This is a genomic window from Ktedonobacter sp. SOSP1-85 (assembly GCF_016587415.1).
Classification (GTDB): domain Bacteria; phylum Chloroflexota; class Ktedonobacteria; order Ktedonobacterales; family Ktedonobacteraceae; genus Ktedonobacter.
This window is the reverse complement of the sequence record NZ_BNJI01000002.1, coordinates 335,805-359,987: the sequence shown is the minus strand read 5'-3', so window position 1 is coordinate 359,987 and position 24,183 is coordinate 335,805. Positions and strand designations below refer to the sequence as shown.

The following is a 24,183-nucleotide window of genomic DNA, read 5'->3' as shown; positions in this document are numbered from 1 at the left end:
TCGAGCTACTTTGGCTGTGAACAGACTGATCTTCTCACTCAGCAGATCTCTTCCTGGGAAGAGAGCGAGTTCGATAGGGGGTGCTGCCTGTCCTTGGCCTCATCTTTGCCACGTTTTCCACCAAAGAGAAGAGTGAGAAACAGCAAGACCACTCTTTGCACTGGGCATGGATTTAACGTATCAGAGGATGAAAAGTTCATATCCATGCAGATTTCCAGGGAACACACGCTATGCACCCCGTGCTTTTTTTACAGCAACCCGAGTTCTCTGGCTTTGAGTGCCGCCTGCGTCCGGTCGCGTACCCCTAGCTTGCCCAGGATGTTGCTGAGGTGATTCTTGACGGTGCCGCTCGCGATGTAGAGGGTCTCGCTGATCTCACGATTGGAGGCACCACGCGTAAGCAAGGTCAGAATCTCCCGCTCACGCTCGGTTAACTGCTCTACGTCGCACACGCCATCGAACGTAGGGGGAGCAGGAGCGGTCACGGCGGGCAAGCTTTGTGCAGAAGAAAGGGAAGTCAGGACTTTATGTGCAACATCGGGATGCAGAAGAACCTGTCCCTGTGCGACCACCCGAATAGCTGCCGCGAGCTGCTCTGCGGTAATGTCCTTGAGCACATAGCCCAGAGCCCCTGCTTGCAGACCAGTCTGGATCAGCTCTCGATCGTCAAAGGTTGTCAGGATGATGACGCGGATTTCAGGCCAGCGCTCTTTGAGGGCATGCGTCGCGGCAATTCCATCCAGACGTGGCATGCGTACATCCATCAGCACCACATCAGGAAGCATGTGTTCAGCCTGGAGGCGTTCGACGATCGCCAACGCTTCCTTGCCATCTCCTGCTATGCCGATCACCTCCAAGTCCGATTCCAGCTCAATCAGCTTGCGAAAGCCCTCGCACAGCAGGCGCTGGTCATCCACAATCATGACACGAATCCGTTCTGCCATAGCTAGACGTTCTCCTTCTTTTGGCGTGCGCATGTCGAGCTCTGCTCCGCTTGCCCTTGTTGTGTGAGCGGGATGATCACTTCAACGCGCCAACCGTGCCGTGGTTCCGGACCAGCCCGCAGTGTCCCACAAAGACTCGTGACACGCTCGCGCATGCCCCGTAGGCCGAAGCCAGATGCGCTGTGCTCGTGCTTCGGTAGATACCCCTGGCCGTTGTCCAGCACCGTCAGTTCTACCTGCGCATCGTTTGTGGAGAGGCGCAGCAGCACTTTCGTCGCGTGTGCATGCTTGCGAATATTGGTCAGCGCCTCCTGTGCACAGCGGTAAAGCGTCAGGCACACGTCTGGATGCAATGGGGGGGGCACCTCTTCCAGATCAAGCGTGATCCGAGGCTCTCGGCTGGTGGCTTCGCAGGCCGCCACCAGACTGCGCAACTGCTCCTGCAACGAACCGCTGGTGACTTCGTCGGGCCGGAGCGCCTCGACGGAATGACGAACGTCCGTCAGGCAGGATTTCGCCACCTGGCGCGCTTCCAGGAGCTCCTCGCGTAAACAGGGATCGCCGCGCATTTCGTGCTGCGTGGCCGTTTCCAGTTGGACCGCGAGCAGCGTCAGCGAGTGGCCAAGCGTGTCGTGGATCTCGCGGGCAATCCGGTTGCGCTCGCGGATGATGGAGAGTTCCTCCACCTGGGCGCTATACTCCCGTAGTTGTGCGTGGGCCGCCGCGAGTTCGCTGATGGTCGCCGTGCATCCACAGGTAGAGCTAAACGAGATCAGGAGAATCATCTGACCGCCAGCATCCCACTGCCGGGTGAGGAGGCCAAGCGCGAGGCTGGTACTCAGCCAGAGGACACCTGCCGCGAGCAGACCGAGAACGCGTGGCTTGGTCACCATCATCAGGCAAGCAGTCATGGTTGGGAGGATCGGGAGCCAATAGACGTTCGTACGCGGCAAAGGGAGAAAGAGAGAGGCGCAAGCCAGACAGAACAAAGCAAGCAACCAACCGGGATGGGCGCGTCGTCTTCCGAGATGATAGATCAAGAGCCAGGCACCATAGATCCCCGTAAGCAGAAGAACGCTGACCAGGGTGCGCTGCACCAGAAAGAGACCGAAGAGATAGCCGATGCCAGCGACGCAAGAGGCAGCCGAGCGTTGGAACCAGCCGAATGGGATGGGATGTGTAAGGATGATCTGTTCTCGCTTGCCTATCATGGATCCGTCCAGCTTCCTGTGAGAGATATGTTGTGTTTGTTTTCCTCAGTATACCCGACGTTTCTTCTCGCTCGCTAGTGTCTGCGGTCATAGGTCCGCCCGATTGACCTATGACGCAGGTCATACCAGAGAGGCGCAGAAATAGGCCTGTGATTCGTGACCGATGGGACGGGCATCAATGAGCTGATGCCGGCTATACTCGACCCATCGAGTTCACTGAATGGTCGAACCGAAGACAGAGAAACAACAGGCATGAAGAAAGGATTATATCATGACTGCCCGCATCATCACCGAAGAACACCTGAATCATCCGCAGAGTCAGACGGCATTCCGTAACGTAAAGCTGCTCGTTGGCTGCTACCTTGGCCTCAGCATGCTTACCCTCGTAGCCATCGTCTTGCTGCGCGACAACACAGCAATCGTGACCCCGGCGGTCTGGGTCCGTGGGACCATTGTCGTGGCCTCTGCCTTGCTCACGACCTTCTTCGCCGCCCAGATGGCCCGCGGCTCCCGTGGCGGGTACCTCCGACTCCGGCTCGTCTCCGCCATCATGTTGGTAGCTATCGTGGTCATCATCGCGCTCCCCGGCACCTTCCCGCTGTGGATGAAGATCGAACAGGGCGTCTGCGGACTGCTCCTGCTCGGCGTCGTGGGGGTCGTCAACAGCAAGCACCTGCGATCAACTTTCACCACCAAGTAGAGCAAGCGCCCCCCGCGTCGTCGCTGTTTGAACACAGCGGCCCTTTACGGCGGTAATCCCTAAGGGCCGTTTTTGTTCGTTCCCATTGGCGTCAAGTGAAGGAGTCTATGCTTCTGCAGGATGGGTTACGCGAGGTCCGCCGTCCATGCAGGAGGAGCCTTGGTAGTGCCCCTGCGCCCCCGTATGGGGGTTTAGAAGCACATCCTTTTTTCTCCTGCATGGGCGTGGGACCAAGCAGGCATCTCTTATCTTGACACTTATGGGGCCGTTTTTGTTCGTTCCCGGCTTTAGGTATTGCTACCTGCCTCACAGGCAGCAGCTTGAAATTCGGCTTTTTAATTCCGTTGGTAAGGTATCAATGAATTACCTGGTCGGCGTCCCATTCAGGGTAAACGAGGTTGGGGCAGGATTGCTCCCGTTCCAACTCCCATTGAAGCCCAACGAGACAGAGCTTCCCGGAGCAATCGTCGCGTTATAGCTGGCATTAGTAATCGTTACCTGGTTCCCGGATTGCGTCACCTGACCATTCCAGAGATTGGTAATCTGTTGCGTTCCAGGAAACGAGAACTTTAATGTCCATCCATTAATGGCTGTCGAAGTATTGTTGGTAATTGTGACATTTGTCGTAAAGCCGCCCGGCCACTGGTCCACCACCTGATAGGCCACATGGACACTTCCAGCAACAGGCGATGGGGTTGGTGTTGGGGACGGTGTATTTATTGGGGTCGGCGTGGGAGTCTGGCCGATTGGCGTGGGCGTGACGCTTATCCCGCCACCAAGAGCTTGAATAACAGCAGTGTATGCTGGCTTCGGGTTGTAGTTATTATCAAAAAGCAGTGCTGCCCCTTGACCAGAGAAGGTGCTTGGTATCCATGAGTCTGGATCTCCCACCCCCCATGTTGTAATATCGTTGCAACGGGTAACTGCCAGGCAGGCAGATACGACCTTACTGTAGTCGGTCGCTTGCTGCTGAAGGTTCGCGCTACTGGCAGGAGTTGGCATACGAATATCCAGCTCCGTAATCTGCACATCAAGGCCGAGATCGGCGAAGCGCTGCAAGTTGGCCTGGAAGTCTGATGGCACCTGACCCACGATCAGGTGGGACTGGAAACCGACGCAGTCGATGGGGATACCACGTGCCTTGAAGTCCTTGACCATGTTGTAGACGGCTGTGCTCTTTGCATTAACGCCTTCGATGTTATAGTCGTTGTAGCACAGCTTGACATTGGGATCAGCCGCGTGAGCAGACACAAAGGCGTCTTCGATATAGGCGTTCCCGATTTCATTCTGGAAGATGTCACTCCGGCGTGTCCCATCATCGTTGAATGCCTCATTGACGACATCCCAGTACCAGATCTCGCCCTTATAATGGCTCACTTCACCGGTAATGTGATTCTGCATAGCACTCAGGAGCGCCGTACCCGAGGTGATATTGCTGACCCAGCTTGCAAGCTGGTTATGCCAGACCAGGGCATGACCACGCACCTTCATATTATGAGCCTGGGCATGAGCGACAATGGCGTCACCAGGTCCGAAATTGAACGTACCTTGCGAAGGCTCGGTCGTCTGCCATTTCATTTCGTTGCCGGGAGTGGTGCCTGTGAACTCACGATCAAAAACGGTCGTGTATGGCGTCGTGCCAAGGAGATTGCCTGTGACTGCAGCCCCAAAGACACGGCCCTTTGCCGCTGCTGCTGAACCGAGCGTATCGGCGGCCGATGCCTTGAGCAAAGGCATGCTGCACACAAACGCTAAGAGGAGAAACACCAATGTTACTGTGAAAAATCCTTTTCGGGTGAGACGATGAAACATCATTATTTTCCTTTTCCTTCCTTGGATCAAGATCTTATTCCGAAACCCAACGTCACTCGCGTGCCTAGCGCTTCCCCCATTCGGGGACCACCTAAAGGTGGCACGGCAAGCGCGCTCAGATTTTCGGATAAGTAGTAAGGAAACATCCAGGACTAGCTAGTGGAATATCATCCTGTTGTCTCTCATGGTGGAACGGATACTGGAAATTATTTGTGTTCAGTGAGTCGAGCGGAAAATTGGGCGTGAGACGAGGGCGAGACGAAGCAGGTGGCTGACCGGTCGCCTGCTTCGTTTACGATGTTTATCCGACGCTACAATGAGAACCATTGAGAGTAAAGGAGGTCGGCGGATTATTAGCGCTGCTCCAGGACCCATTAAAGCCAGGTTCCGAGCTTACCGTGCCTCCCGCGGGAATGCTTCCGTTATAGGAGAGGTTGGTGATCGTCACGTTGGCCCCGCTCTGTGTGTAGTTCCCGTTCCACAGCTGGGTGATTGTCTGCCCATTAGGGAAGGCAAATTGCAGGCTCCAGCCGTTGATTGGCGTTGACCCGGTATTGGTAATCGTAAAGGTCGCGCCAAAGCCACCCGTCCACTGATTTGTCACCGTGTAGGTTACCTTACAACTCCCGGAGGTCGGAGTAGGCGTGGGTGTACTCGTGGTGGTTGGAGTAGGTGTAGGCGTACTCGTGGTGGTTGGAGTAGGCGTAGGGGTATTGGTTGAAGTCGCGGTTGGCGTGGGAGTAGGCGTGCCACCCAGTGAGAGCAAGTGCGCTTTGTATCCAGCACCATAGTTCGTCGGCGTACCGTTCCAGTCGCTGATCAGCGCTGGTGTGCCGCCGCAGTTGCCGCTGGCTGTCCAGGTCCAGGCCAGATACCCGGTATTATGTGAATCGAACCAGCTCGTCAATGTATTGACAAAACCAGAGGCGCAATCATTCTCGCCGATCTCACCAGCGATCACCGGTACCTGCGCGATGACTGGCGCGATCTGCGAATCCCAGCAACTACTGTTGGAGCACGCGTTAAAATTGTAGATATGCACTGAGGCGGCCAGATTGTTCTGCGGATCGCTGGGCTTATTCGCCAGCCATTGCGAGAGATCATTTGACCATGCCAGGCCGCCCAATAGCAGGATATTGGTCGCCCCTGTGGCACGCACGGTGTTGATCAGCGTCTGCATTCCAGCCACGGCAAATCCCACACTGGAGCAGTTCCCCGATTGGGGGGCCGTACTACCGCTAAGCCAGCAGGTCCAGCTAATGTCGTGGGGTTCGTTATATAGATCGAAGATTACCGATGAATTGCTCTTGAACGTATTTGCCACCGAGGTCCAGAAAGCTGGGGCGTGATCCAGGTCCGTCATTGGTTGCTGACCTGTCGACTGATTGCTTCCGGAATTGTTCCAGTGCAGATCAAGAATGACCACCAGGCCATTCGCGTTCAGCAAATTCACCCAACTGACAATGTCTGCCTGGTATTGCGCGGCCGATCTCCCATTGGCGGGAAAGCCATTGATGCCCAGCCAGCAGTCCTCATTCAGAGGTACACGCACGCTGTTGATGCCCCAGGCCAGCATATTGTTGACTGTCGCCTGGTCGACTGGCCCGTCGAAGTCGGTGGGCGCGTTTGTCGCACTCTTGGTACACTGGTATTCTGTGCCCATACGGTTTACCCCATGGGACACAAAGACATGTCCACTGCCATCTACAATCTGATTTCCTACCACATGCAGGCCCGTTGGTACGCTGGCTGCTCTGGCAGCACCAGGCGACTGCAGCGTGACCATTGCCGCGACGGAACAGAGTAGCAGCGCTACAATGGCAAATGATAGTAGTCGAAAGTGTCTCTTCCTTGACATACTTTCCTCCTAGATATATGAGCATGAAGCATTGAGCTTTGCGGGGGCACGACGCTACTGAAGTACGTATTTACATATCAAGGTACGGGGCATCTCGTCCTGGATATGTAGACGCGTACTTCAGTAGCGTCGGTCGGATGCTGCTCTCAATGGGGTCCACCCATCCCGCTCATAGTGATACAGAAGAAAAGTATACTGTTTCTCTCCAGCAAAGCCACAGCATGTACGAAGCATCCAATCGACAGATAAGAGGCAGGTCCCTTAAAAACATGTTGTGGCATTGATGATCAAGTGTCTTCTATCTGTTCTGGTGCATTCTTCGGAGCTCACGCGACGACAAGTTGTTGAGAACCCCAGGCAACTGCCCCGGGAGAAGAGCCTCCCAGAATCTCAACGGCATATCCTGTCTCCTGCGCGTACAGTGCAGCAATGTGTTCAATTTGCGCCTGTGAGCCGCGTCGGGCAAGGACTGCGACGGTTCCACCACTGCCACCGCCAGTAATCTTTGCTCCATAGAGATTGGCTCTAGGTCCGGCCTGACGCACCAGTTCTACCAGACGGTCGGTTCCGTTTGAGCCAAGGCCACAAGCGCTATAGCTGGCATGTGATTGATACATCAGCTCGCCGAGCAGGCAACAGTCTTCGTCAGTGAGCACTGGGCGCGCGAGTAGAGCACGGAAGAGGCGTACGCGATGGTGCTCGTAAATCGGGTGGGCCGTTGGCTGACGAACGGCGTATGTACATGTTGGGTCGATATGTGTCACGCTATCCGTCGAGCCCTGGTACTGACGCAAAAAGGCTGCGCCATGGATCTGATGTGGAAGACGCTCGCGATACGCTCTCTCCCAGAGCGAGGGGGAAATATTTGCCAGATAGCCCTGCCATCTACTGTCCTCGATGGAAACGCTTTGCTCCCCCTGGGTCTGGACTGGCAGGCCAGCCAGGTCAGCAATGATGCGGTAGCCCATAAAAGCTCCGATACGTACTGAGCCATAATCTGCGCCGGTCACGGCATGACGAATCCCTGAATCAATTCCCCAGACTTCTAGCTCGTTTGGAAGCGTGATGCTCTCCTGCAATTCGGCTGGCTGGCAGAGCAGGGCCAGCAAACTATCCTGCTCGCCACAGGCCGAGGTCATCTGGTCCATAATACCGCATGGCGCCCCGACAACGAGATTTTCTACTTTCTGGCAGAGAAGTGCCAGCTCACGACCAGCGATATGCATATCATAGAGCGTAGATAACGCCTGCATGGTCGCAACCTCAAGCGCGGCCGACGAACTGACGCCCTTGCCTGCCGGAACATTTGAGTGGAGAAAGAGACGCAGGCCACGCTCCACTAGCAACCCACACTCACGTTGTAAAACAATCAGACACCCGGCGACATAGGCTGCCCAGGAACGCTCGGGATCACGGGTGAGGAGGGTGTGTGCCGCGGTATAATCCAGCCTGGCGAGTTCGGCGAGTTCTATCGTCACCTGCGGTGTATCCTCAACCCCTGTACTCCGCAGCGTAATTGCTGGCTCATCGCTAAACTGGACTGCGGCCCAGGTGGCGGCGGCAAGCGGCAACTCCAGGACGAGCGCGCCCGAATAATCGGCGATCCCGCCCATCAGATCCAGGCGACCAGGCGCGCGCGCCACCACGACTGATTGCTGGGGAGAGAAAAAATCAGCCTGCTTGTTCAGGTTCGACAGAAAGCGTTCGGCGTCCGCCCGTGTCGACTCTGGCACGTGTGTAAATCGCCACATTAGGTATATTCCTTTGTTGTTTGAGAGGTGAAAAGCCCTCGCTGGCGCAGCGCGTCGTGTAACACTGGAGCGACCTGCTGCTGAATAGCCTGGTTGGCATAGCCGATCCAGGTGACGTTGGAGGTCACATCGAGCGGTGCTGCAAGCAGTTCTCCATGCTCGTCGGTCACGATGATCCCCGCCTCACGCGCAATCAATTCGGTGCAGAGATCATACGGATGGCCGCATAAGCCAAAAATCTGCCCCCGAGCGCGCATCTGGGCATCAATGCCGGGGCGCAGGTCCGCGATCCAGCGATCGTGCCCCACCAATAATTCGTAGAGCTGGCCACCCGATGAAATGTACTGATCTTCAAAGGTGCGCGCCCTCCCCTCGCTTCCTGGACCAAGGATACGATCAATCACCGTATCCTCGATCTCTGCCAGTTCGGCGCGGCCACCTGGGAAGAAACGCGCGATGCTACCATACCCATTGGCGATCGTTGTCGCCTGTGACGGCTGGATCTGCAGCGGAGAGTGCTCGCCTGTTATGCGGTTCACGCGTTCGCCTTGCGCGCCCTGGCCCGCCATAGCCCAGAGCGTATCGCTCAGGTGCTGCTTGACCAGCGGAATCTCTGTCTGAAGCGCGATCTCGATATCGTGGAGACCGGTCAGGGGACCACGATTAGGAGCCACCCCTGTTAAAATCCAGGCCGCGCGTTTCTGATACATCAACCCTCGTGTCCCATCAATGGGGTCGATAATGATACGTAACTCTGCCTCATCAGGCGCAGTTCCCGCAGGAAAGGTCATAATTCCATCCTCACCCAGGCCTTCTGCGATTAACACAAATGAGCGTTCCTGGGACAGGACGCTGAAATGTTCGATCAAGACCTCTTCAGAGATGCGATCAATGGCGAAAATGGTATCACCGGCCTGTTCTGCCACCACCAGCGAGAGCTGCTCAATGGCCTGTTGCTCGCAAACAGTCACCACCGCGTCACGAATGGCTGCTTGGATAGTGCGTAACTGGGCCAGGAGCCTGGCTGCATTTGCGATCATTTCACACCTCACAACTCTCGATAATGCGTTGTTGGTAGAGCCAACAGTTCAGCGGCTTTCGCCTCCGGGGACGTGTCGCTGATGAAATTTCCACCCCCGATTTCGGGGCCAGCCAGATATTTGAGCACATTTGGGCGCCGCAAGGGTGGGTGAAAGGCAATGAAGAAGTGATAGGCGCGATAATCTCCACCATCACAGGGGGCCTGGTGCAACGGCATCACGTAGGGAAAGGGCATCTGCCAGAGGTTATCAAAACGCACCGTCACCTGCTTGAGCGCCTGTGCCAAAGAAGCCGTTTCCGCGTCGGTCAAGGCGTGAATATGTGGAACGCCTCTCTTTGGTGCGAGGTACACTTCATACGCGTAACGCGCAAAATAGGGGATAAACGCAATGCTATACTCATCCTCAAAAAGAATACGCCGGCCATCGGTCTGCTCAGCGGCAATGATATCGGCAAAGAGGCTACGCCCGGCCTCATTCAAGTAGCGTTGCGAGGCTTGCAATTCTTGCTCAATCGTCTTAAACACAAAGTTGGTTGCATAGATCTGGCCATGTGGATGTGGATTGGAGACTCCAACCACCTCGCCCTTATTCTCAAAGCAGAGCACGTGCTTTACAGCATCGCGCTTGCCCAGATCCAGCGTTTGTTGTTGCCAGACCTGGACCACTTCAGTGATATGAGCAAGGGGCATCTCGGCAAGCGTCAAATTATGCAATGGACTATAACAGATGACCCGTGCATGTCCCTGGGCGCGGCGTACGCGGTTAGGGGGTGCAGGAATAGCCAGTTCGGCGGGCGCATCCTGACCAACGCAGGGATGATCATTATCAAATACAAACGTCCGTTCATACTGCGGATTACTCTGACCACTGATACGCTGGTTGCCGGGACAGAGATAGCAATCTGCAAGATAGGATGGGACAGAGGCGGCCGTGTTGTCGACCGTTGCGCCAATCCAGGGACGATTTTGCCGATGGGCGGCGATAACCACCCATTCCTCACGTAGTGGATGCCAGCGCTCTTCCCAGATAGCTTCTGCCTGGTGCGCTGTTGGGGGTAGTGTCATAGCATACTCCATACCTGATGAGAAGGAATGCTTGAACAAGTTTGTGGAAAGGTGGCATGTGCTCAGTTAGGAAAACCCTGCACATGCGTGCTGTGCCACCTCCAGGCCGTTTGCAGAATGACTTCCAGATCATACTGGGCTTTCCAGTCCAGCTCACGTTCTGCTTTGCGGCAATCAGCCCAGACTGCCGCAGGATCGCCAGGGCGGCGTGGAGCATATTCTACCTTGAAGTCAACACCACTGATACGCTTGGCTGCGTTGATCACCTCCTGGACCGAATTGCCTACGCCCGTTCCCAGATTATAGGCCTCGCTGGTATTGGTCCGCTGGATATACTCAAGCGCTTTCACATGCGCAATCGCCAGGTCCACTACGTGGATATAGTCACGCACAGCCGTCCCATCCGCGGTGGGATAATCAGTGCCAAACACCTTGATCGAGGGGGTAACACCCAGCGCCGCCTTCATGACCAGCGGAATCAGATTCTGTGTGCGGTCCCAGTCTTCGCCGATCACATTGTCGAGCGAGGCGCCTGATGCATTAAAATAGCGCAGCGCCGCATAGCGAATGTCGCGCGTTTTCTCAAACCACCTGAGCAAGGTCTCGCCCATCAGCTTCGTCTCGCCATACACACTCTCCGGGCTGAACGGGGCATTCTCCGTGACGGGCAGTTGCGTAGGGGTACCAAAGACAGAACAACTGGACGAAAACACAACGAAGCGTACCTGATGGCGAGCCATTGTTTCGAGCAGCGAGATGGTCCCGCCAACGTTGGTACGAAAATATTTTTCTGGCTCGAGCATCGACTCACCCGGCGCTTTGTAGGCGGCAAAGTGAATAACTGCGTCGGGCTTCTCCTGTGCAAAGACGCGCTCAAGAAACGCATCATCGGTAATACTTCCTTGATAGAAGGGAAGTGAACCAATCGTCTGCCTGCTACTTCTCTCCAGCGTATCAAGCACCACCACATCATAGCCACGAGCTGTTACTTCTCGCACTGTGTGTGAGCCAATATAGCCAGTACCACCAGTGACTAACACTTTCATAGAAGATCTAAGCTCCATTTTCTACTATAAAGACGTGATCATATCGTTCTGTTCCCAGTATAATGCCTCAATTCGTCGCTGTCAATGCACATTCGTGCAAAAATATTGCGCGTTTTTAGAAGAATCCTACAAGATATGCGTAATTCTTGACTTATGGTCAAGGGAGACCTATAATGGCCCCACTGAAAATGTGCATGAGAGGGAACATGGCCAACGGAGCAAAGCGAGCCGAATTTATCTTACAGGAATTACGTCGTCTTGGACGCGTTGATGCAGAAGAGTTGAGTTGTCAACTAGAGGTAAACACCTCTACGATCCGGCGTGATTTAGAGCGCCTGGAAAAGCAGAACCTGCTTCGCCGCGTTCATGGAGGTGCTGTTCTCATCGACATGTTGTCCTATAGCGCTTATGGCCATGAGCTGACGTTTCAAACGAATATGAGTAGGCAGGTCGAAGAGAAGACGCAAATCGCGCAAGCAGCCCTAGGTTTAATTCAATCAGGTGATGCCATTGCGCTTTCTCCAGGCACGACAACGACCTACCTGGCACGCGCTATCCGTCACGCCCAGATCCGACCATTGACGGTAGTGACGAATGCTGTCAATATTGCCATGGAACTGGCGGGCACAAAGGGGATTACGCTCACATTGACCGGCGGTTTACAGCTGGACGAATTCTTTGCTCTGGTTGGCCCTCTTGCTGAGCAGAGCTTGAGTCAGATCTATGTGGAGAAGGCCTTTCTCGGTGTTACTGGCCTGCACCCCGTTTATGGGCTGACGGGCCCCAATCAACTGGAAACCCTGACCCACCGCCTGACGATGGAGCGCGCGCAACAAACCATTATCCTCGCAGACCACACGAAAATTGGCAAAGTAGCACTCCATTCGATCACGCCAATAACAACTATGCAGACGCTGGTCACTGATCGCGACGCTCCCACTGATGTGGTGATGCAGTTACAAGAAATGGGAATCACTGTTTGCATGGCTTGAGAGTAGGATTCTAAACATGTAGCTGTCCCCTGCCTCCCGCGAAGGAGAAGCAGGGGACAAGTCTTTGTGGTTGTGCTCATGAGGCAACGCTGTTTAGCTCGGTCAGCTCGTCCTCGGAAAGGGTCAGCGCAGCACCGGTGACATTGTCGCGCAGATGCGCGACGGATGAGGTACCTGGGATAAGCAGAATGTTTGGTGAGCGCTGTAGCAGCCACGCCAGCGCGACGGCCATCGGTGTGGTGTTGAGGCGGGCGGCGACTGATCTCAGCTTGTCAGACTGAAGAGGGGAGAAGCCACCGAGCGGGAAGTAGGGCACGTAGGCGATACTCTGTGCGGCGAGGGAGTCGATCAGCTCATCGTCGGCCCGGTTGGCGATATTGTAGAAGTTCTGCACGCACACAATCGGCGCGATGGATTGTGCCTCGGCGATCTGCTCGGCGGTCACGGTGCTGAGACCGAGGTGCTTGATCAGTCCTTCTTGCTGCAGTTGCGCGAGCACCGTGAACGGTTCGGCGATCGAGCCAGGAATGGGGCTGTCTAACCCCCCGACGCGCAGGTTGACGACGTCGAGCGCATCGAGCCCGAGGTTCCGCAGGTTATCGTACACGGCCTGGCGCAGCTGCTCGGGAGCTACCGCCTGCGGCCAGTTCCCCTCGGCGTCTCGCAACGCTCCGACCTTGGTGACGATGTGCAACGAGTCGGGATAGGGGTGCAGGGCTTCCTTGATGATCTGGTTGGTGACATGCGGTCCGTAGAAGTCGGCCGTGTCGATGTGCGTGATACCCAGCGCCAGCGCCTCGCGCAGTACGGCCACGGCAGCGCCGCGGTCGGCGGGTGGCCCGAACACGTGCGGGCCAGCTAACTGCATCGCGCCATACCCCATGCGGGTGACTGTCAGACCCTCGGCCATGGTGAACGTTCCTGCGGCTGTGGCTGGCAAATTGCTATATTCATTGGCTGAATGCGATACCATAAAAATTTTTCTCTTTCTCTCGTTGAAACGACGACAATCACGATGTGTGATACACTGAGGAGTATGCCATAATGGCTATCGTATAACCAGAGCCGCTTTATCATATGATTGAGACTAGCAGGATAAGGAGCAAAGAGGATGGTGAGCGACGAACAACGCAGACAGGACCTGGCGGATTTTCTACGCACTCGGCGTATGCGCCTCTCGCCTGAACAGGTCGGGTTAATACGTGGTGGGAGGCGGCGCACCCCAGGATTGCGGCGCGAAGAGGTGGCGCAGCTAGCGAATGTGGGCGTTTCCTGGTATACCCTATTGGAGCAAGGGCGCGATATTCACCCTTCAAGCGAGGTGCTCCATAGCATTGCAGATGCGTTACAACTCACGCCCGACGAACGGCAACATCTTTTCTTGCTTGCTGGTCAGCAACACCTCGTCGATACACACGCAGCTCATGAACAGGTAAGCCCTGCGTTACGCCGTGTGCTTGACTCGCTCAGTCCTACTCCAGCTTTCGTTGTTGGTCGTCGTTGGAATTATCTCGCATGGAACACCACTGCTGAGCATGTCTTTTTGCTGTCGAGGTCGGTGCCGCCATATGAATATAATGCTGTCTGGCGTATTTTTGCTGATCCGATGAGTCTTCATATATACAGCCCCAAGTGGGAGCAGGTAGCGCAGAAAGTGCTAGCGGAATTCCGTGCTGATAGTGTGTATTATGCCGATGAAGAATGGTTCAAACGCTTGATCGCCGACTTACAGCGCGTAAGCCCTGAGTTTCGCGCATGGTGGCCCCGTCACGATGTACGCGGTAGAGCCGATGCACGGAAAGGCATAGAGCATCCGCTTGTAGGACGCCTGATGTTTGAGCATACAACCTTACAGGTGCCTACCGCGCCCGAACTCAAAATCATGATCTATACACCGCTGCCCGAAACGGATACGCTAGCGAAGTTACAGCAGTTGATGGATATGAAGGTAGCTGAGAATGTTATGTATTGATGTCGACTCTATTCTCGTGGCTTACGCGAGGCCAGCCAGCGTCCATACCTTGTCCAGGCTTTGTTTGACCGCGTCCACCCTCTCATCGGCAGGCAGCTTCGCCAATTCAGCATTAAATGGCTCAACGACGACTGGACCGTCATAGTGCATACGCTTCAACACTTGAAGAAAATCAGTGATATTGATCTTCCCACTTGTGCCTGGTAGAAGGCGCTGATTATCTATCTGTTCATCAACGCTCCTGTGAACAGGGGCATCATTCAAGTGAACAGAGACCACCTGATCAACGCTTAAATATGTGAGATCTTCAGATGAACCATGCGAGGTATACCAATGGAAGCTGTCAAGCAGTAGTCCTACATTCCCTGTGGCGATGCGTTCGCCAAGGTCTAAAATCCCCTGAAGTGTAGAGATAAATTCATAGCGATGACCAGCCCGAAACGTCTTCGCCCCAACAAATTCCAATCCGAAGCGACAGCCAGAATCAGCAAGAATGCGCGCAATTGGCCGCAAGCGCTGTATATGGAATTCCAGGTTGGCTTCATACTCTAGTGTATCCGAAAAAGGCTTAACCCAGGTACAGCACCGGGGACTCCCCAGTGCCTGAGCGAACTTCGCGTATGCTGGGAGTAACTCCAATCCAGCCCGATACGACGCTTCGTCCCCATAATAATCAACCGGTGGTGCCCAACTCCCAGCACGCACTCCTGTCGAATGAAAGAGATCCTTTACCTCTTGCACAGATGATGCTTCCGCGAGTCGAAACAATTCACCGATAGGAAGATCCAGGCCCGCGAAACCATGACGAGACGCTAGCCCTAGTGCTTCCTCAACATGCACAGATAATGACAATGCACCCGTATTGAGGCAACGAAACATCTTCAACCTCCTGCAAAATTCTCTACTAAAATTGCCATCAATTGTATTCGTTAAGGCAAATTGTACGCTCCAATCCTGCGCTTTTTCAATGCGGCGAAGCGACACTATGGTAAGAAAATACGACCTCTTTTTGTCATGCATATCCTTCTTTTGTGACATACCCGCTGTCAGTGAGAAACCGTGCGGCTTCTTGTTGGTGTTGAGCCACCAGGTTAGGCTTCTGCCTGGTGCAATACCCTGCGCAGGGTGGCAGCCCATTCCTGCGGCATATCCTCATACGAGCCGTGATGGCCAGGAAACGTCACCAGTTCGCAGCCAAGCTGTTCTGCCAGGATATGAGCCACCTGGAGGTGCCAGGTCTTTCTTGAGCGAGCCCATTCTCCCACGGCCATGAAGACCTTGACGCCATTGTGTTTGATCCGTTCAACATCTGGCAGGTAATTCGTCATGGGCAGCAATTCCCCTTTCACCAGGAACTCGACGCCGACCTTGACGCTGAGGCGGTGTTCCCCACTCTGTTCTCTACGGCTTCTGGTGTACTCGTTTGACCTTCTTTGAGCCCGGGCTATTTTGAGCATGGGGATGCGAACGCCAAGCATAAACTGGGTGGCAGCCACATACGAGCCAAAGCGAAAGGCCGTCAGATAGGCGCTCGCAAAGCGACGTTGCCATTTTCTAGCCTGCGGGAGTGGCAACACCCGCGGAACCGGTGGCTCATGCACAATGACCGCCCTCACCGCCTGCGGTTGGGTTTTTGCCATGTCCAGGGCAATGACCGCGCCGCTGCTGTTGCCAAACACGAAGGCGGAGGTCTCACCGACTGCGTGGAGGACGGCCACGGCGTCCCGGCTCTGCTGGCTGATCTCAAAATTCTGCGGCGCATGCATGGTACTGCGGGCATTGGCACGCCGGTCGTAGGTGATGACTTTGTATTCGTTACAGAGCAGATCCGCCACCGCCGCATAATAATCTCCATCCCCGCCGGCGGCTGGGATCATCAAGAATGGCTGTCCCTGGCCACGTACTTCATAGTACAGGTCGTCGCCCTCTGTAGTGACGCGCCCCGACTGGACAAGATTCTGGTTGGTGTTCATCGTGTCCATATTTCTCACGTTATCCTTCCATGCTGTTGAACTGCTCTAGCCACTCGCCGAGAGCCTGTTTGCCGGCTTCCGTATTGCTAGGGAGTTGTTCTGGCTCCAACCAGCGGCGTAACAGGTCGCTGAGTGCCACGGCGAGTTGCTCCAGAGATGGCATGTTTTTCTGACCGACAAGCTCAGGCGCGGAGATCAGCCCCATTTTCAGGGAGGCGAGCAGATACGTAATGACCGGAACTGGCAGATCTGTGCGAATCAGTCCAGCCTGTTGCAGTTGAGCCACGTAGGTGTCGGCATGCCCCACCAGTTGCTCGCGGGACGCGGGATCAAACGTGTCGATGAGTCCGGCAAAGAGGTCTGGCTGACCCCGGATTTGCGCCGCGACAAGGGGATTGGTGAGGGCAGCAAGCATACTATGCATCCACAGCCGATGCGGTAACCCCCCCTCTGGATCGGCGGCAATCCGCTGCTTGAGGTCTTCGCTGACCTGGTGGTTGGCGCGCCAGATGGCCGCACGAAACAGATCCTTTTTGTCCTTCCAGTGCAAATAGATCGTGCCTTTGCCCACACCTGCCTCGCGAGCCACATCGTCAAGGGTGGTCCTCCGGTAGCCCCAGCGCACTAGCAGGGCGCTCGCAACATCAAGCAGGCGCTGTTCGCGAATCATACGCTCGTCAGGCTGAGCAGGTCCCCCTTTGTCGTTTGACGTTCCATCAGTGATCTTGCTTCTGGTTTCCATGATCTCCCTTAAGTTCGTCTCGTCACACAAGAGTGACGAGACAAGAAAATGACTTATTGACTCAAAAAATTATTCTGGTCAAATAGTAAATCAACAGACAGCAAAAATCAAGGGCGCCAGCTCTCAAGCTCGCCTTGGTATCCTCCCCAGTGATCAGCTCGCTCTCAGAGGGGCGGAGAGCTGGACCAGGCTGATGTAAGGCTTGCTGGATCTCACGGCTGATCCTTTCATTGTGTCGTCAACTATGGTAAAAAGAGTCGTGAGAAGTGTTGCTTTCTCAAGCATCGGTAGTACGCTCCTTGTTTGTTTTCTTTCGTAACAGAAGCGTACTACACCTCTCACTTTCTATCCGTTAATCGCACAAAGCGTACATGTTTATGAGGAGGGTAACGCGACCTATGAACGGCGTGATACGCGATCCAGACTTTCTGGCATTGGGTCTGGGCGGTACGAACATGATGGCCATGTTGTGGACTGTGGCACTGGGGCGGACCGCGGTAGGTGTTGAGATGCGTGGTGATCCCTTCCTTGGCGTACATTGGAATATCCGTGCAGACTTTTATCACCAACTTGGCCTGATCGATCAGATGATGCTTGAACGATATGGCGAGGCCAGGTTGCCTCGTCGGGGGGATGGACGATTATTTCGCCTCGCTGAGTGCTTCTACAGCCCCATACTTCCGCTGGAGATATCGTCGCCGATGAGATCATCGATGGCTTTGACGCGGACCAGCATATTGTGGGAACCATTCACAATGTCGAATTTATTGATGACCGCTGGCGCGATGGCCTGCCCAACCGCGTCATTACGGTGTTAGAGCCACCCAAGCCGCCAGAGCAGCCTGACCCTCGCAAGATTCGCACTTCGATGATGGAGGTGCTCGATGGCCCGTCGACATTCCAGGCGGAGGCTGCCTCCATTCAGAAGTTGCTGCGTCGCTATCTGGAGATGATCGAACAGAAGGATCGAGAGACGAACAGCAAGCCTCGGGTCCAACTGTTTACGCATCACCGCGTGGTTCCGAAGGAGGGTGAGGGTTTCATTGATGGTCCCGATGGTCGGAAGCGGATTCGCATTGAGAGTCTCAAGGAATTTGACTTCAAGGGGCAGTTCGTTCGTGTGAGGGAGCCGAATAGTGAGATCATTGACCTGGGTATTCCCGAACTGTTCATGATCGCCCAGGGATTTAAGAGTACTGACGCGAACCGCCTGGGATTTGAGCAACATGATGTCGAGGTTGACCATGGAGACGGGTATGGGCCAGTGGTGGCGCAGGCGGATTTCCTGGCGGGCCTGGTCGAGGTGCTTGTAGGTGGTCGCCTACGGCGGAGAATCTCTTCAGCGTTCGACCAGAATGGCAAGGAATACTGGGTGCGGCAGATCGCTGTGGGCCATGAGAATGATCCAGAGGTCGGCTGGGTTCTGGTTCAGGTTCCAGACTTTACAACCTTCGATCCCATCGAGGCGGGACTCCTTCCAGTGGGAACGGACCCTGGTTCGCCCGAGTTCTTCGCTTCCTACCAACAACTGATCTATGACTACTATATCAAGCAAGCCGCAGAGATTCTCGACATTCCCAGGCAGGAGTTGATGAAGGTCCAGATGATCTATGGACCCACGTTATTCAGCCTTGTCGAGCGGGTTGGCGATGATCCATTGATTGCGGTCAACGGCGTGGTCGCTGGCGATTCCTTTGGCAATGGTCACTTTCTGACCAGTGGTGGAGCGATGACCGGGATGATTGGGCACAGCGCCCGCGTTCTTGAGTACTGGCAGGCTCGGGATGCGGGTACCTTACCAACTGATGCCCTTCGCCGGCTCGCTGATCGCATTAAGGAGGACACCTACGCCTGGCTTCAGGTGAGCGCGCAGGAATACAGCCAGGCGGCCCCGATCAACTTCGGCGCCGAACGTATCGAACAGATCAGTAAAGCGAGTGGTATCGACACGAGCGCGCGCGCCAGCGCAATCGGCGCCGCGCGACGCCGGCGCCATGCCCTCATTCCCCTCGATCCATCCAACTGGAGAAGGTTATTCGTGCGCAACGGGAGGGTGCTCTCGGTCCTGCCGGAACTTGAGGCCGAACACCCCCTCCAGCGTCCTGAGCATGTGGCGAGCCTGCTTGCGGTCATGAAGTCTTTTCCAGCCATGGCGAACCAGGCGAGCGCGAAGCTCAAAATAGATGAGGAATTGGCAGAAGGGGAGCAGACCCTTCTCCGGCCCCGATCCAGCAAACATCAGGAATTGGCAGAAGGGGAGCAGACGATCATCAGGTCGAAACTCAGCATCGGGCCAGTAGCGCCGGAGAGCGCAAAAATTTACGCATTTCTGGATATTCAGCAGAACGGACAGATCGTGCAACGCATCGCCATCAAAGAGGATCGTGTCGTTGTCGGACGGGCCGATCCCAAACGTAATATCACGCCAGGGATTGACCTGACGCCGTTCGATACATCGAGCAGCGTCTCGCGTCGGCATGCGCAGATACACATCGAGCAAACGTGCTTCTCTCTCGAAGATCTGAATAGCCGAAATAAGACACGCCTGGGAGAGTTGGTTCTAAACCCGCACAAGCCAGAAGTCCTCCAGGACGGAGATGTGGTCAGCTTTGGTTCGGTCAAGGTTATCTTCCGCCTGCTTGGAGCAAGCGAACTGCCCGAACCCTGGTCACCATCATAGGAGTCCAGTAGCCGTGTACTCAAGTAACGGCTACTTCACCCGCAGCCTGTTTAAGGCACGCACATTTGAAGATGACGGCCCTGAACTGACCCAAACCCGATGGCAACTGTTTGGTATCAGAATATTAATCTTTGCTCCACGAATTGACTAACCACTCCGTATGCGGCATTCCACGTTGTGAAAGGAGTGCGAGGAACCCTTATTGCCCATTACAGTAGGACAGCCGATTTCTCGTAGGCGAGCGAGCGCCTCACGTGGTTGAGGACCAGAGGTAACAACGTCTCCCAGACACAGGATATGCTCAACCTTACGCCGACGAATATCCTCTAAAACCGCATCAAAGGCGAAAAGATTTCCATGAATATCAGAAATTAAAGCCAGTTTCATCCGCTATCCTTTCTCCTGTTCTTACTACTTCTCCGAAAACCCTGAGCGCGAAGCGCTAGACACGCCAGTGGCGTTGGGTTTCGGAATAAGATCTTAGAGAAGAATCTTACCTCATCCGCAGTACGATCTTTGTTGCTCTGGCCGTGCCCTTGACCAGTTCGGCAAAGGCAGCCGGTCCCTCAGCCAGCGGGCGTTCTTCCAGCCAGTCAGCCTCTGACCGCAGCTTGCCTGCTTTCAACATGGCCACGGCGCTGCCGAAATCATGGTGGGTATAGGCAAAACTGCCGGTAATGGTCACTTCTTGCCGAATAAGATAATTCGCGGCGAGCGGCGATTCCTCATCATGGAGGCCAATAAAAACGACGCGGCCACCAGGGACCACGGCCTGAATGGCCTGCGCTCGTGTGGCGGTTGCGCCGACAGCGTCAATCACCGCCATTGCGCCGCCGCGATAGATCTGCTGGACGCTTTGCACGACATCGCTTGTGCGCGCATTCAGGGTTGCGCTTGCTCCCCATTGCTGCGCAATCTCTAGGCGCGCGGGAAGCATATCGCTCACAAGGATTTCTGTAATACCTAGTGAACGGGCATAGGCCAGGCAAAAGAGGCCGATGGGGCCGGCTCCGATGATGAGCAGGCTGTCTCCCGGAGAGATATGAGCGAGTGTGACGGCACGGATGGCGCAGGCCAGCGGTTCTGCCAGAGAAGCAGCAGTATCCGAGAGATTCTCTGGCACAGGCCAGCATTGGGTGGCAGGCACGGCTACGTAGGAGGCAAAAGCGCCTGGGCGGTGCGCGCCAACGAGCTGGCGTTGGCGACAGAGGTTGGTATAACCTGCACGACACCGATCACAGGCACCACAGACGATCAGAGGGTTGAAGGTCACACGCGTCCCCACCTGGCCTGTGGTGCCATCGGCGAAGGTCGTTTGCTCGCCTGCTTGTAGGATACGACCAGAAGCTTCATGCCCCATAATCAACGGTGGACGGCGCAGGCTGTTCTGGCCGAGATATCCGCTTAGTTCAGAGCCGCAGATGCCGATAGCGCTTGTCTCAATCAGCACTTCACCGGGAGCAGGTTCGGGGAGCGAGACAGTGCGAAGCTGCATATCCTCCGGTCCCAGCCAGACTAGTGCTTTCATCTCTGAATCGGTCAACATTCCATTGTCTCCTCTCATGATTCAGCCGTTGTAGTCGGCTGGGGCGCGGTCGTGGTGGCACTGGCCGCGAGATCATCGAGCAGTCGCTGCTCGATATGGGTAAGGTGTTGATACATGGCCTGGCGCGCAGCCTTGGAATCACGCTGCTTGAGTGCCTGGATAATGGCACGGTGATCTTCAATAACCTGGTAAGCGATCCCCGGCAACACAGCGGTGCGTTTACGACTGGCGAGGCTCAGATGATGGATGCTGGCCATGATCCTGCTGAGAATAGGGCTTGCGGCTGCTTCGGTAATGATTTCGTGTAATTCCACATCAGCCTGAAAATACAGTTCCGCATCGGTCAATCCAAGCAGCGACTTTTCCAGGCAGCGTTCCAGGCGAGTGACCTCTTCATTGGTGATGCGCTGCGCCGCCAAACCACAGATGCCGACCTCCACCACCTTGCGCGCCTCAAAAAGCGAGAGGTAGGTTGAATCAGCCAGAGCAAAGACAAAATCAAGATGCTCGACCAGACTTTGGGGTTCGAGAGAAGAAATGTATGTGCCAGAACCCTGCCGTATTTCCACTACATGCATGATCGAGAGCGCTCGCAAGGCCTCCCGCAGCGAAGGACGGCTCACCTGGAGTTGTTCCGCCAGATCCCGCTCGGAGGGCAGACGATCGCCTGGTTGGAGTTTCTTTTCCTTGAGGAGAGCGAGCAACTTGTTCACGATGTCTTCGGAAAGGGCATTTTTGGGAGGCATTTCAAACACTGGCTTCTCCTGCCTTTCTCAATCGTCTTTCGAGGTTGACAAACTGAGTGGTTATTGGCTACAGTAATTGGTAAAGTTATATTACCAATTACTGTAGCCAATAACCACTCAGTTTGTCAACCTGTTTTCAGGGAAGGAGCAATGCCATGCGAGAATCGCGGGTTGGAGTAGGCGTGATTGGTCTGGGGGGTATCAGTAACAGCGTCCACTTGCCCGGGTTGAAGCGCTGCGAGCAGGCGGAAATCATCGCTCTGTGTGATGATAACGCCGAGCGGCTCAAGCGGGTTGCGCAGGAGTATCATGTTTCGAATACCTTCACTGAGTACGAGCGCTTGCTCCAGCATCCTGCTGTGGACGCGGTGGTTATAGCGACACCCACGCTGCTGCACGCGCCGATCGCGCACGCGGCTATCGCGGCGGGGAAGCATGTGCTGGTTGAGAAACAGCTTGGCATGACCTACGCTGAGACAGTAGAAATGTATGAAGCAGCGGTCGCCGGCGGGGTGCGCCATATGACCGCGTTTACCTATCGCTTTGTGCCCGCTATGCGCTATCTCAAACACCTGGTGGGCCAGGGACTGGTCGGTCTGCCGCGTCAGTTGCGCGTGGCACGTTTGCAGGATTTTCCAGAGACCTCGCTTGGCTGGCGCCAGCAGCGTCACCTGGCAGGCTCTGGTGAGGTGGGAGATATGGGCGCGCACCGCATCGATTTCTGTCATGACGTAATTGGCCCGATCGCCCGTGTGGTCGGCCTGACACGCACGTTCGCGCCTGTGCGCCCGACTCCTGACGGAGAACCGTTCCCCGCCGATGTTGAGGATGCCTCTGTTTTTCTGGCCGAGTTTGCCGCTGGTGTGGGTGTTGAGCAGGGCACAATGGCCTCGTTCGATCTGAGCAAGGTCGCCAAAGGACGCGGAAAGGGCGGATATGGCCTCGATGAGTTTGAAGTGTACGGAACAGAAGGCACGCTCATCTATCATCTGCATCGCCCTCATGAGGTTCTCGTCGGTCACCCTGACGGCACGCTGGAGGTGCGGGAGGTGCCACGTGAGTTCCTGGTCTATCCCGATTCGCCACGCAATCCCTCTCTCGGCGAACCAACCGTGACTTTCCGCTATGATCAGGATTTTGCTTTTATTCAGGCTATTCTCACGGGAGGCAATGACATTCCAACCTTTTACGATGGGATGCGCTGCCAGGCGGTGATCGACGCTGTTTTGCAATCCGCGCGGGAGCGGCGCTGGGTCGATGTGCCAGATGTGCCGCCCGTCACACGGCCAATCGCCGCCGCCAGGCCGTAGTTGTCACAAAGGAGTAGTGTCTATGGCGCTTGACATGTTTAAGCTGGATGGCCGGCTCGCGCTGGTCACAGGGGGAACGCGAGGACTGGGCCTGGTCATGGCTCGGGCTCTGGCGGAGGCTGGAGCTGATGTCGTAGTCACAAGCAGGGATCAAGAGAAAGCGCAGCGTGGCGCGGAGGCTCTGGCTGCCGCGACTGGACGCCGTATCCTTGGCTTGGCGGTCGATGTCACCGACGCCCGGCAGATCGAGCAAATGGTTGAGGCCGTTATCGCAGCCTTCGGGCGCATCGATATCCTGGTCAACAACGCCGGCATCAATATTCGTAAGCCAGCCGAGGCTTTTGACGAAGCCAGTTGGGATCTGGTGCAACAGACCAATCTCAAGGCACCATTTCTCTGCGCGCGGGCTGTGGCTCCCCATATGAAGAGACAGGGCGCGGGCAGAGTCATCAATCTCGCCTCAATGCTCGCGCAGGTCGCTCTGCCTGAGCGCAGCGCCTATGCCTCCAGCAAAGGTGGTGTGCTTCAACTGACCAAAGTTCTGGCGCTGGAATGGGCCAGGCATGGAATTACTGTCAATGCCCTCTGTCCTGGTCCCATGGCGACTGAACTCAATGCGCCGGTTATCAATGATCCGCAGGCCAACCAGTTCTTTCTCAACCACATTCCGCTGGGGCGTTGGGGCAAACCGGAGGAACTGGCGGGGGCGATCGTCTTCCTGGCGTCGGACGCCTCTAGCTTCATGACTGGCGCAGCCCTGACCATTGACGGCGGATGGACAGCCGAGTAAGAA

The 24,183-nt window shown here is 55.5% G+C and carries 22 protein-coding genes; 7 read left to right on the top strand and 15 right to left on the bottom strand.

Going from position 1 to position 24,183, the window contains the following annotated elements; genetic code table 11:
* Positions 1-248 precede the first annotated feature (248 nt).
* Positions 249-944, bottom strand: coding sequence for a response regulator transcription factor (locus KTE_RS29785; protein ID WP_201379488.1), 696 nt, complete (start codon positions 942-944; stop codon positions 249-251).
* 2 nt (positions 945-946) lie between these two features.
* Positions 947-2,155, bottom strand: coding sequence for a sensor histidine kinase (locus KTE_RS29780; RefSeq protein ID WP_201387871.1), 1,209 nt, complete (start codon positions 2,153-2,155; stop codon positions 947-949).
* 271 nt (positions 2,156-2,426) lie between these two features.
* Between KTE_RS29780 and KTE_RS29775 the strand changes: the two genes are divergently transcribed.
* Positions 2,427-2,855: a hypothetical protein gene (locus tag KTE_RS29775; RefSeq protein ID WP_201387869.1), complete on the top strand. Its 429-nt coding sequence runs from the start codon at positions 2,427-2,429 to the stop codon at positions 2,853-2,855.
* Between the two features lie 363 nt (positions 2,856-3,218).
* On the opposite strand, the gene KTE_RS29770 is transcribed toward KTE_RS29775, so the two are convergent.
* The 6 genes from KTE_RS29770 to galE all read right to left on the bottom strand — a co-directional run bounded on the left by KTE_RS29770 (position 3,219) and on the right by galE (position 11,429).
* Entirely contained in the window at positions 3,219-4,670 is a 1,452-nt protein-coding gene (locus tag KTE_RS29770) for an endo-1,4-beta-xylanase (protein WP_201387867.1), read from the bottom strand.
* A 298-nt stretch (positions 4,671-4,968) separates the two neighbouring features.
* Positions 4,969-6,525 (bottom strand): cellulase family glycosylhydrolase, encoded by a 1,557-nt coding sequence (locus KTE_RS29760; RefSeq protein ID WP_236600734.1) that lies wholly within the window; start codon positions 6,523-6,525, stop codon positions 4,969-4,971.
* A gap of 326 nt (positions 6,526-6,851) precedes the next feature.
* On the bottom strand, positions 6,852-8,276 hold the full coding sequence (locus tag KTE_RS29755; protein ID WP_201387865.1) for a galactokinase family protein: 1,425 nt from the start codon (positions 8,274-8,276) through the stop codon (positions 6,852-6,854).
* Positions 8,276-9,316 carry an inositol monophosphatase family protein gene (locus KTE_RS29750; protein WP_201387863.1) on the bottom strand — a complete coding sequence of 347 codons (1,041 nt, stop codon included), beginning with the start codon at positions 9,314-9,316 and terminating at the stop codon, positions 8,276-8,278. The genes KTE_RS29755 and KTE_RS29750 overlap by 1 nt, the downstream gene beginning before the upstream one ends.
* A gap of 8 nt (positions 9,317-9,324) precedes the next feature.
* On the bottom strand, positions 9,325-10,383 hold the full coding sequence (galT, locus tag KTE_RS29745) for a galactose-1-phosphate uridylyltransferase (RefSeq protein WP_201387861.1): 1,059 nt from the start codon (positions 10,381-10,383) through the stop codon (positions 9,325-9,327).
* A 62-nt stretch (positions 10,384-10,445) separates the two neighbouring features.
* Entirely contained in the window at positions 10,446-11,429 is a 984-nt protein-coding gene (galE, locus tag KTE_RS29740; protein WP_201387859.1) for a UDP-glucose 4-epimerase GalE, read from the bottom strand.
* Between the two features lie 206 nt (positions 11,430-11,635).
* On the opposite strand from galE, the gene KTE_RS29735 reads away from it, so the two are divergent.
* A complete protein-coding gene (locus KTE_RS29735; protein WP_201387857.1) occupies positions 11,636-12,421 on the top strand; it encodes a DeoR/GlpR family DNA-binding transcription regulator in 786 nt (261 codons plus the stop codon).
* A gap of 76 nt (positions 12,422-12,497) precedes the next feature.
* On the opposite strand, the gene KTE_RS29730 is transcribed toward KTE_RS29735, so the two are convergent.
* Positions 12,498-13,394 carry an aldo/keto reductase family oxidoreductase gene (locus KTE_RS29730; RefSeq protein WP_201387855.1) on the bottom strand — a complete coding sequence of 299 codons (897 nt, stop codon included), beginning with the start codon at positions 13,392-13,394 and terminating at the stop codon, positions 12,498-12,500.
* 138 nt (positions 13,395-13,532) lie between these two features.
* Here KTE_RS29730 and KTE_RS29725 point away from each other — a divergent pair, with 138 nt between their 5' ends.
* Entirely contained in the window at positions 13,533-14,393 is an 861-nt protein-coding gene (locus KTE_RS29725; RefSeq protein WP_201387853.1) for a helix-turn-helix transcriptional regulator, read from the top strand.
* A 21-nt stretch (positions 14,394-14,414) separates the two neighbouring features.
* On the opposite strand, the gene KTE_RS29720 is transcribed toward KTE_RS29725, so the two are convergent.
* The 3 genes from KTE_RS29720 to KTE_RS29710 all read right to left on the bottom strand — a co-directional run bounded on the left by KTE_RS29720 (position 14,415) and on the right by KTE_RS29710 (position 17,108).
* Positions 14,415-15,272 carry a sugar phosphate isomerase/epimerase gene (locus KTE_RS29720; RefSeq protein ID WP_201387850.1) on the bottom strand — a complete coding sequence of 286 codons (858 nt, stop codon included), beginning with the start codon at positions 15,270-15,272 and terminating at the stop codon, positions 14,415-14,417.
* A gap of 212 nt (positions 15,273-15,484) precedes the next feature.
* Entirely contained in the window at positions 15,485-16,375 is an 891-nt protein-coding gene (locus tag KTE_RS29715; RefSeq protein ID WP_201387849.1) for an alpha/beta fold hydrolase, read from the bottom strand.
* Positions 16,376-16,385: 10 nt separating this feature from the next.
* Positions 16,386-17,108, bottom strand: a complete 723-nt coding sequence (locus tag KTE_RS29710; protein ID WP_201387847.1) for a TetR/AcrR family transcriptional regulator — start codon at positions 17,106-17,108, stop codon at positions 16,386-16,388.
* Positions 17,109-17,506: 398 nt separating this feature from the next.
* Here KTE_RS29710 and KTE_RS29705 point away from each other — a divergent pair, with 398 nt between their 5' ends.
* On the top strand, positions 17,507-17,926 hold the full coding sequence (locus KTE_RS29705) for a hypothetical protein (protein WP_201387845.1): 420 nt from the start codon (positions 17,507-17,509) through the stop codon (positions 17,924-17,926).
* Complete coding sequence (locus KTE_RS29700; RefSeq protein ID WP_201387843.1) at positions 17,848-19,788, top strand: FHA domain-containing protein; 1,941 nt, start codon at positions 17,848-17,850, stop codon at positions 19,786-19,788. The genes KTE_RS29705 and KTE_RS29700 overlap by 79 nt, the downstream gene beginning before the upstream one ends.
* 147 nt (positions 19,789-19,935) lie before the next feature.
* Here the strand turns inward: KTE_RS29700 and KTE_RS29695 are convergent, their stop codons facing one another.
* The 3 genes from KTE_RS29695 to KTE_RS29685 form a co-directional block, all read right to left on the bottom strand.
* The gene (locus tag KTE_RS29695; RefSeq protein ID WP_201387841.1) at positions 19,936-20,175 is read right to left on the bottom strand and encodes a metallophosphoesterase; all 240 of its coding nucleotides are present in this window, start codon (positions 20,173-20,175) and stop codon (positions 19,936-19,938) included.
* A 106-nt stretch (positions 20,176-20,281) separates the two neighbouring features.
* The gene (locus KTE_RS29690; protein ID WP_201387839.1) at positions 20,282-21,334 is read right to left on the bottom strand and encodes a zinc-binding dehydrogenase; all 1,053 of its coding nucleotides are present in this window, start codon (positions 21,332-21,334) and stop codon (positions 20,282-20,284) included.
* 14 nt (positions 21,335-21,348) lie between these two features.
* Entirely contained in the window at positions 21,349-22,080 is a 732-nt protein-coding gene (locus tag KTE_RS29685) for a FadR/GntR family transcriptional regulator (RefSeq protein ID WP_236600880.1), read from the bottom strand.
* A 155-nt stretch (positions 22,081-22,235) separates the two neighbouring features.
* Between KTE_RS29685 and KTE_RS29680 the strand changes: the two genes are divergently transcribed.
* Both KTE_RS29680 and KTE_RS29675 read left to right on the top strand, forming a co-directional pair.
* Entirely contained in the window at positions 22,236-23,390 is a 1,155-nt protein-coding gene (locus KTE_RS29680; RefSeq protein ID WP_201387835.1) for a Gfo/Idh/MocA family protein, read from the top strand.
* A 22-nt stretch (positions 23,391-23,412) separates the two neighbouring features.
* Positions 23,413-24,180 (top strand): SDR family NAD(P)-dependent oxidoreductase, encoded by a 768-nt coding sequence (locus tag KTE_RS29675; protein WP_201379512.1) that lies wholly within the window; start codon positions 23,413-23,415, stop codon positions 24,178-24,180.
* The last annotated feature ends 3 nt before the right edge of the window (positions 24,181-24,183 follow it).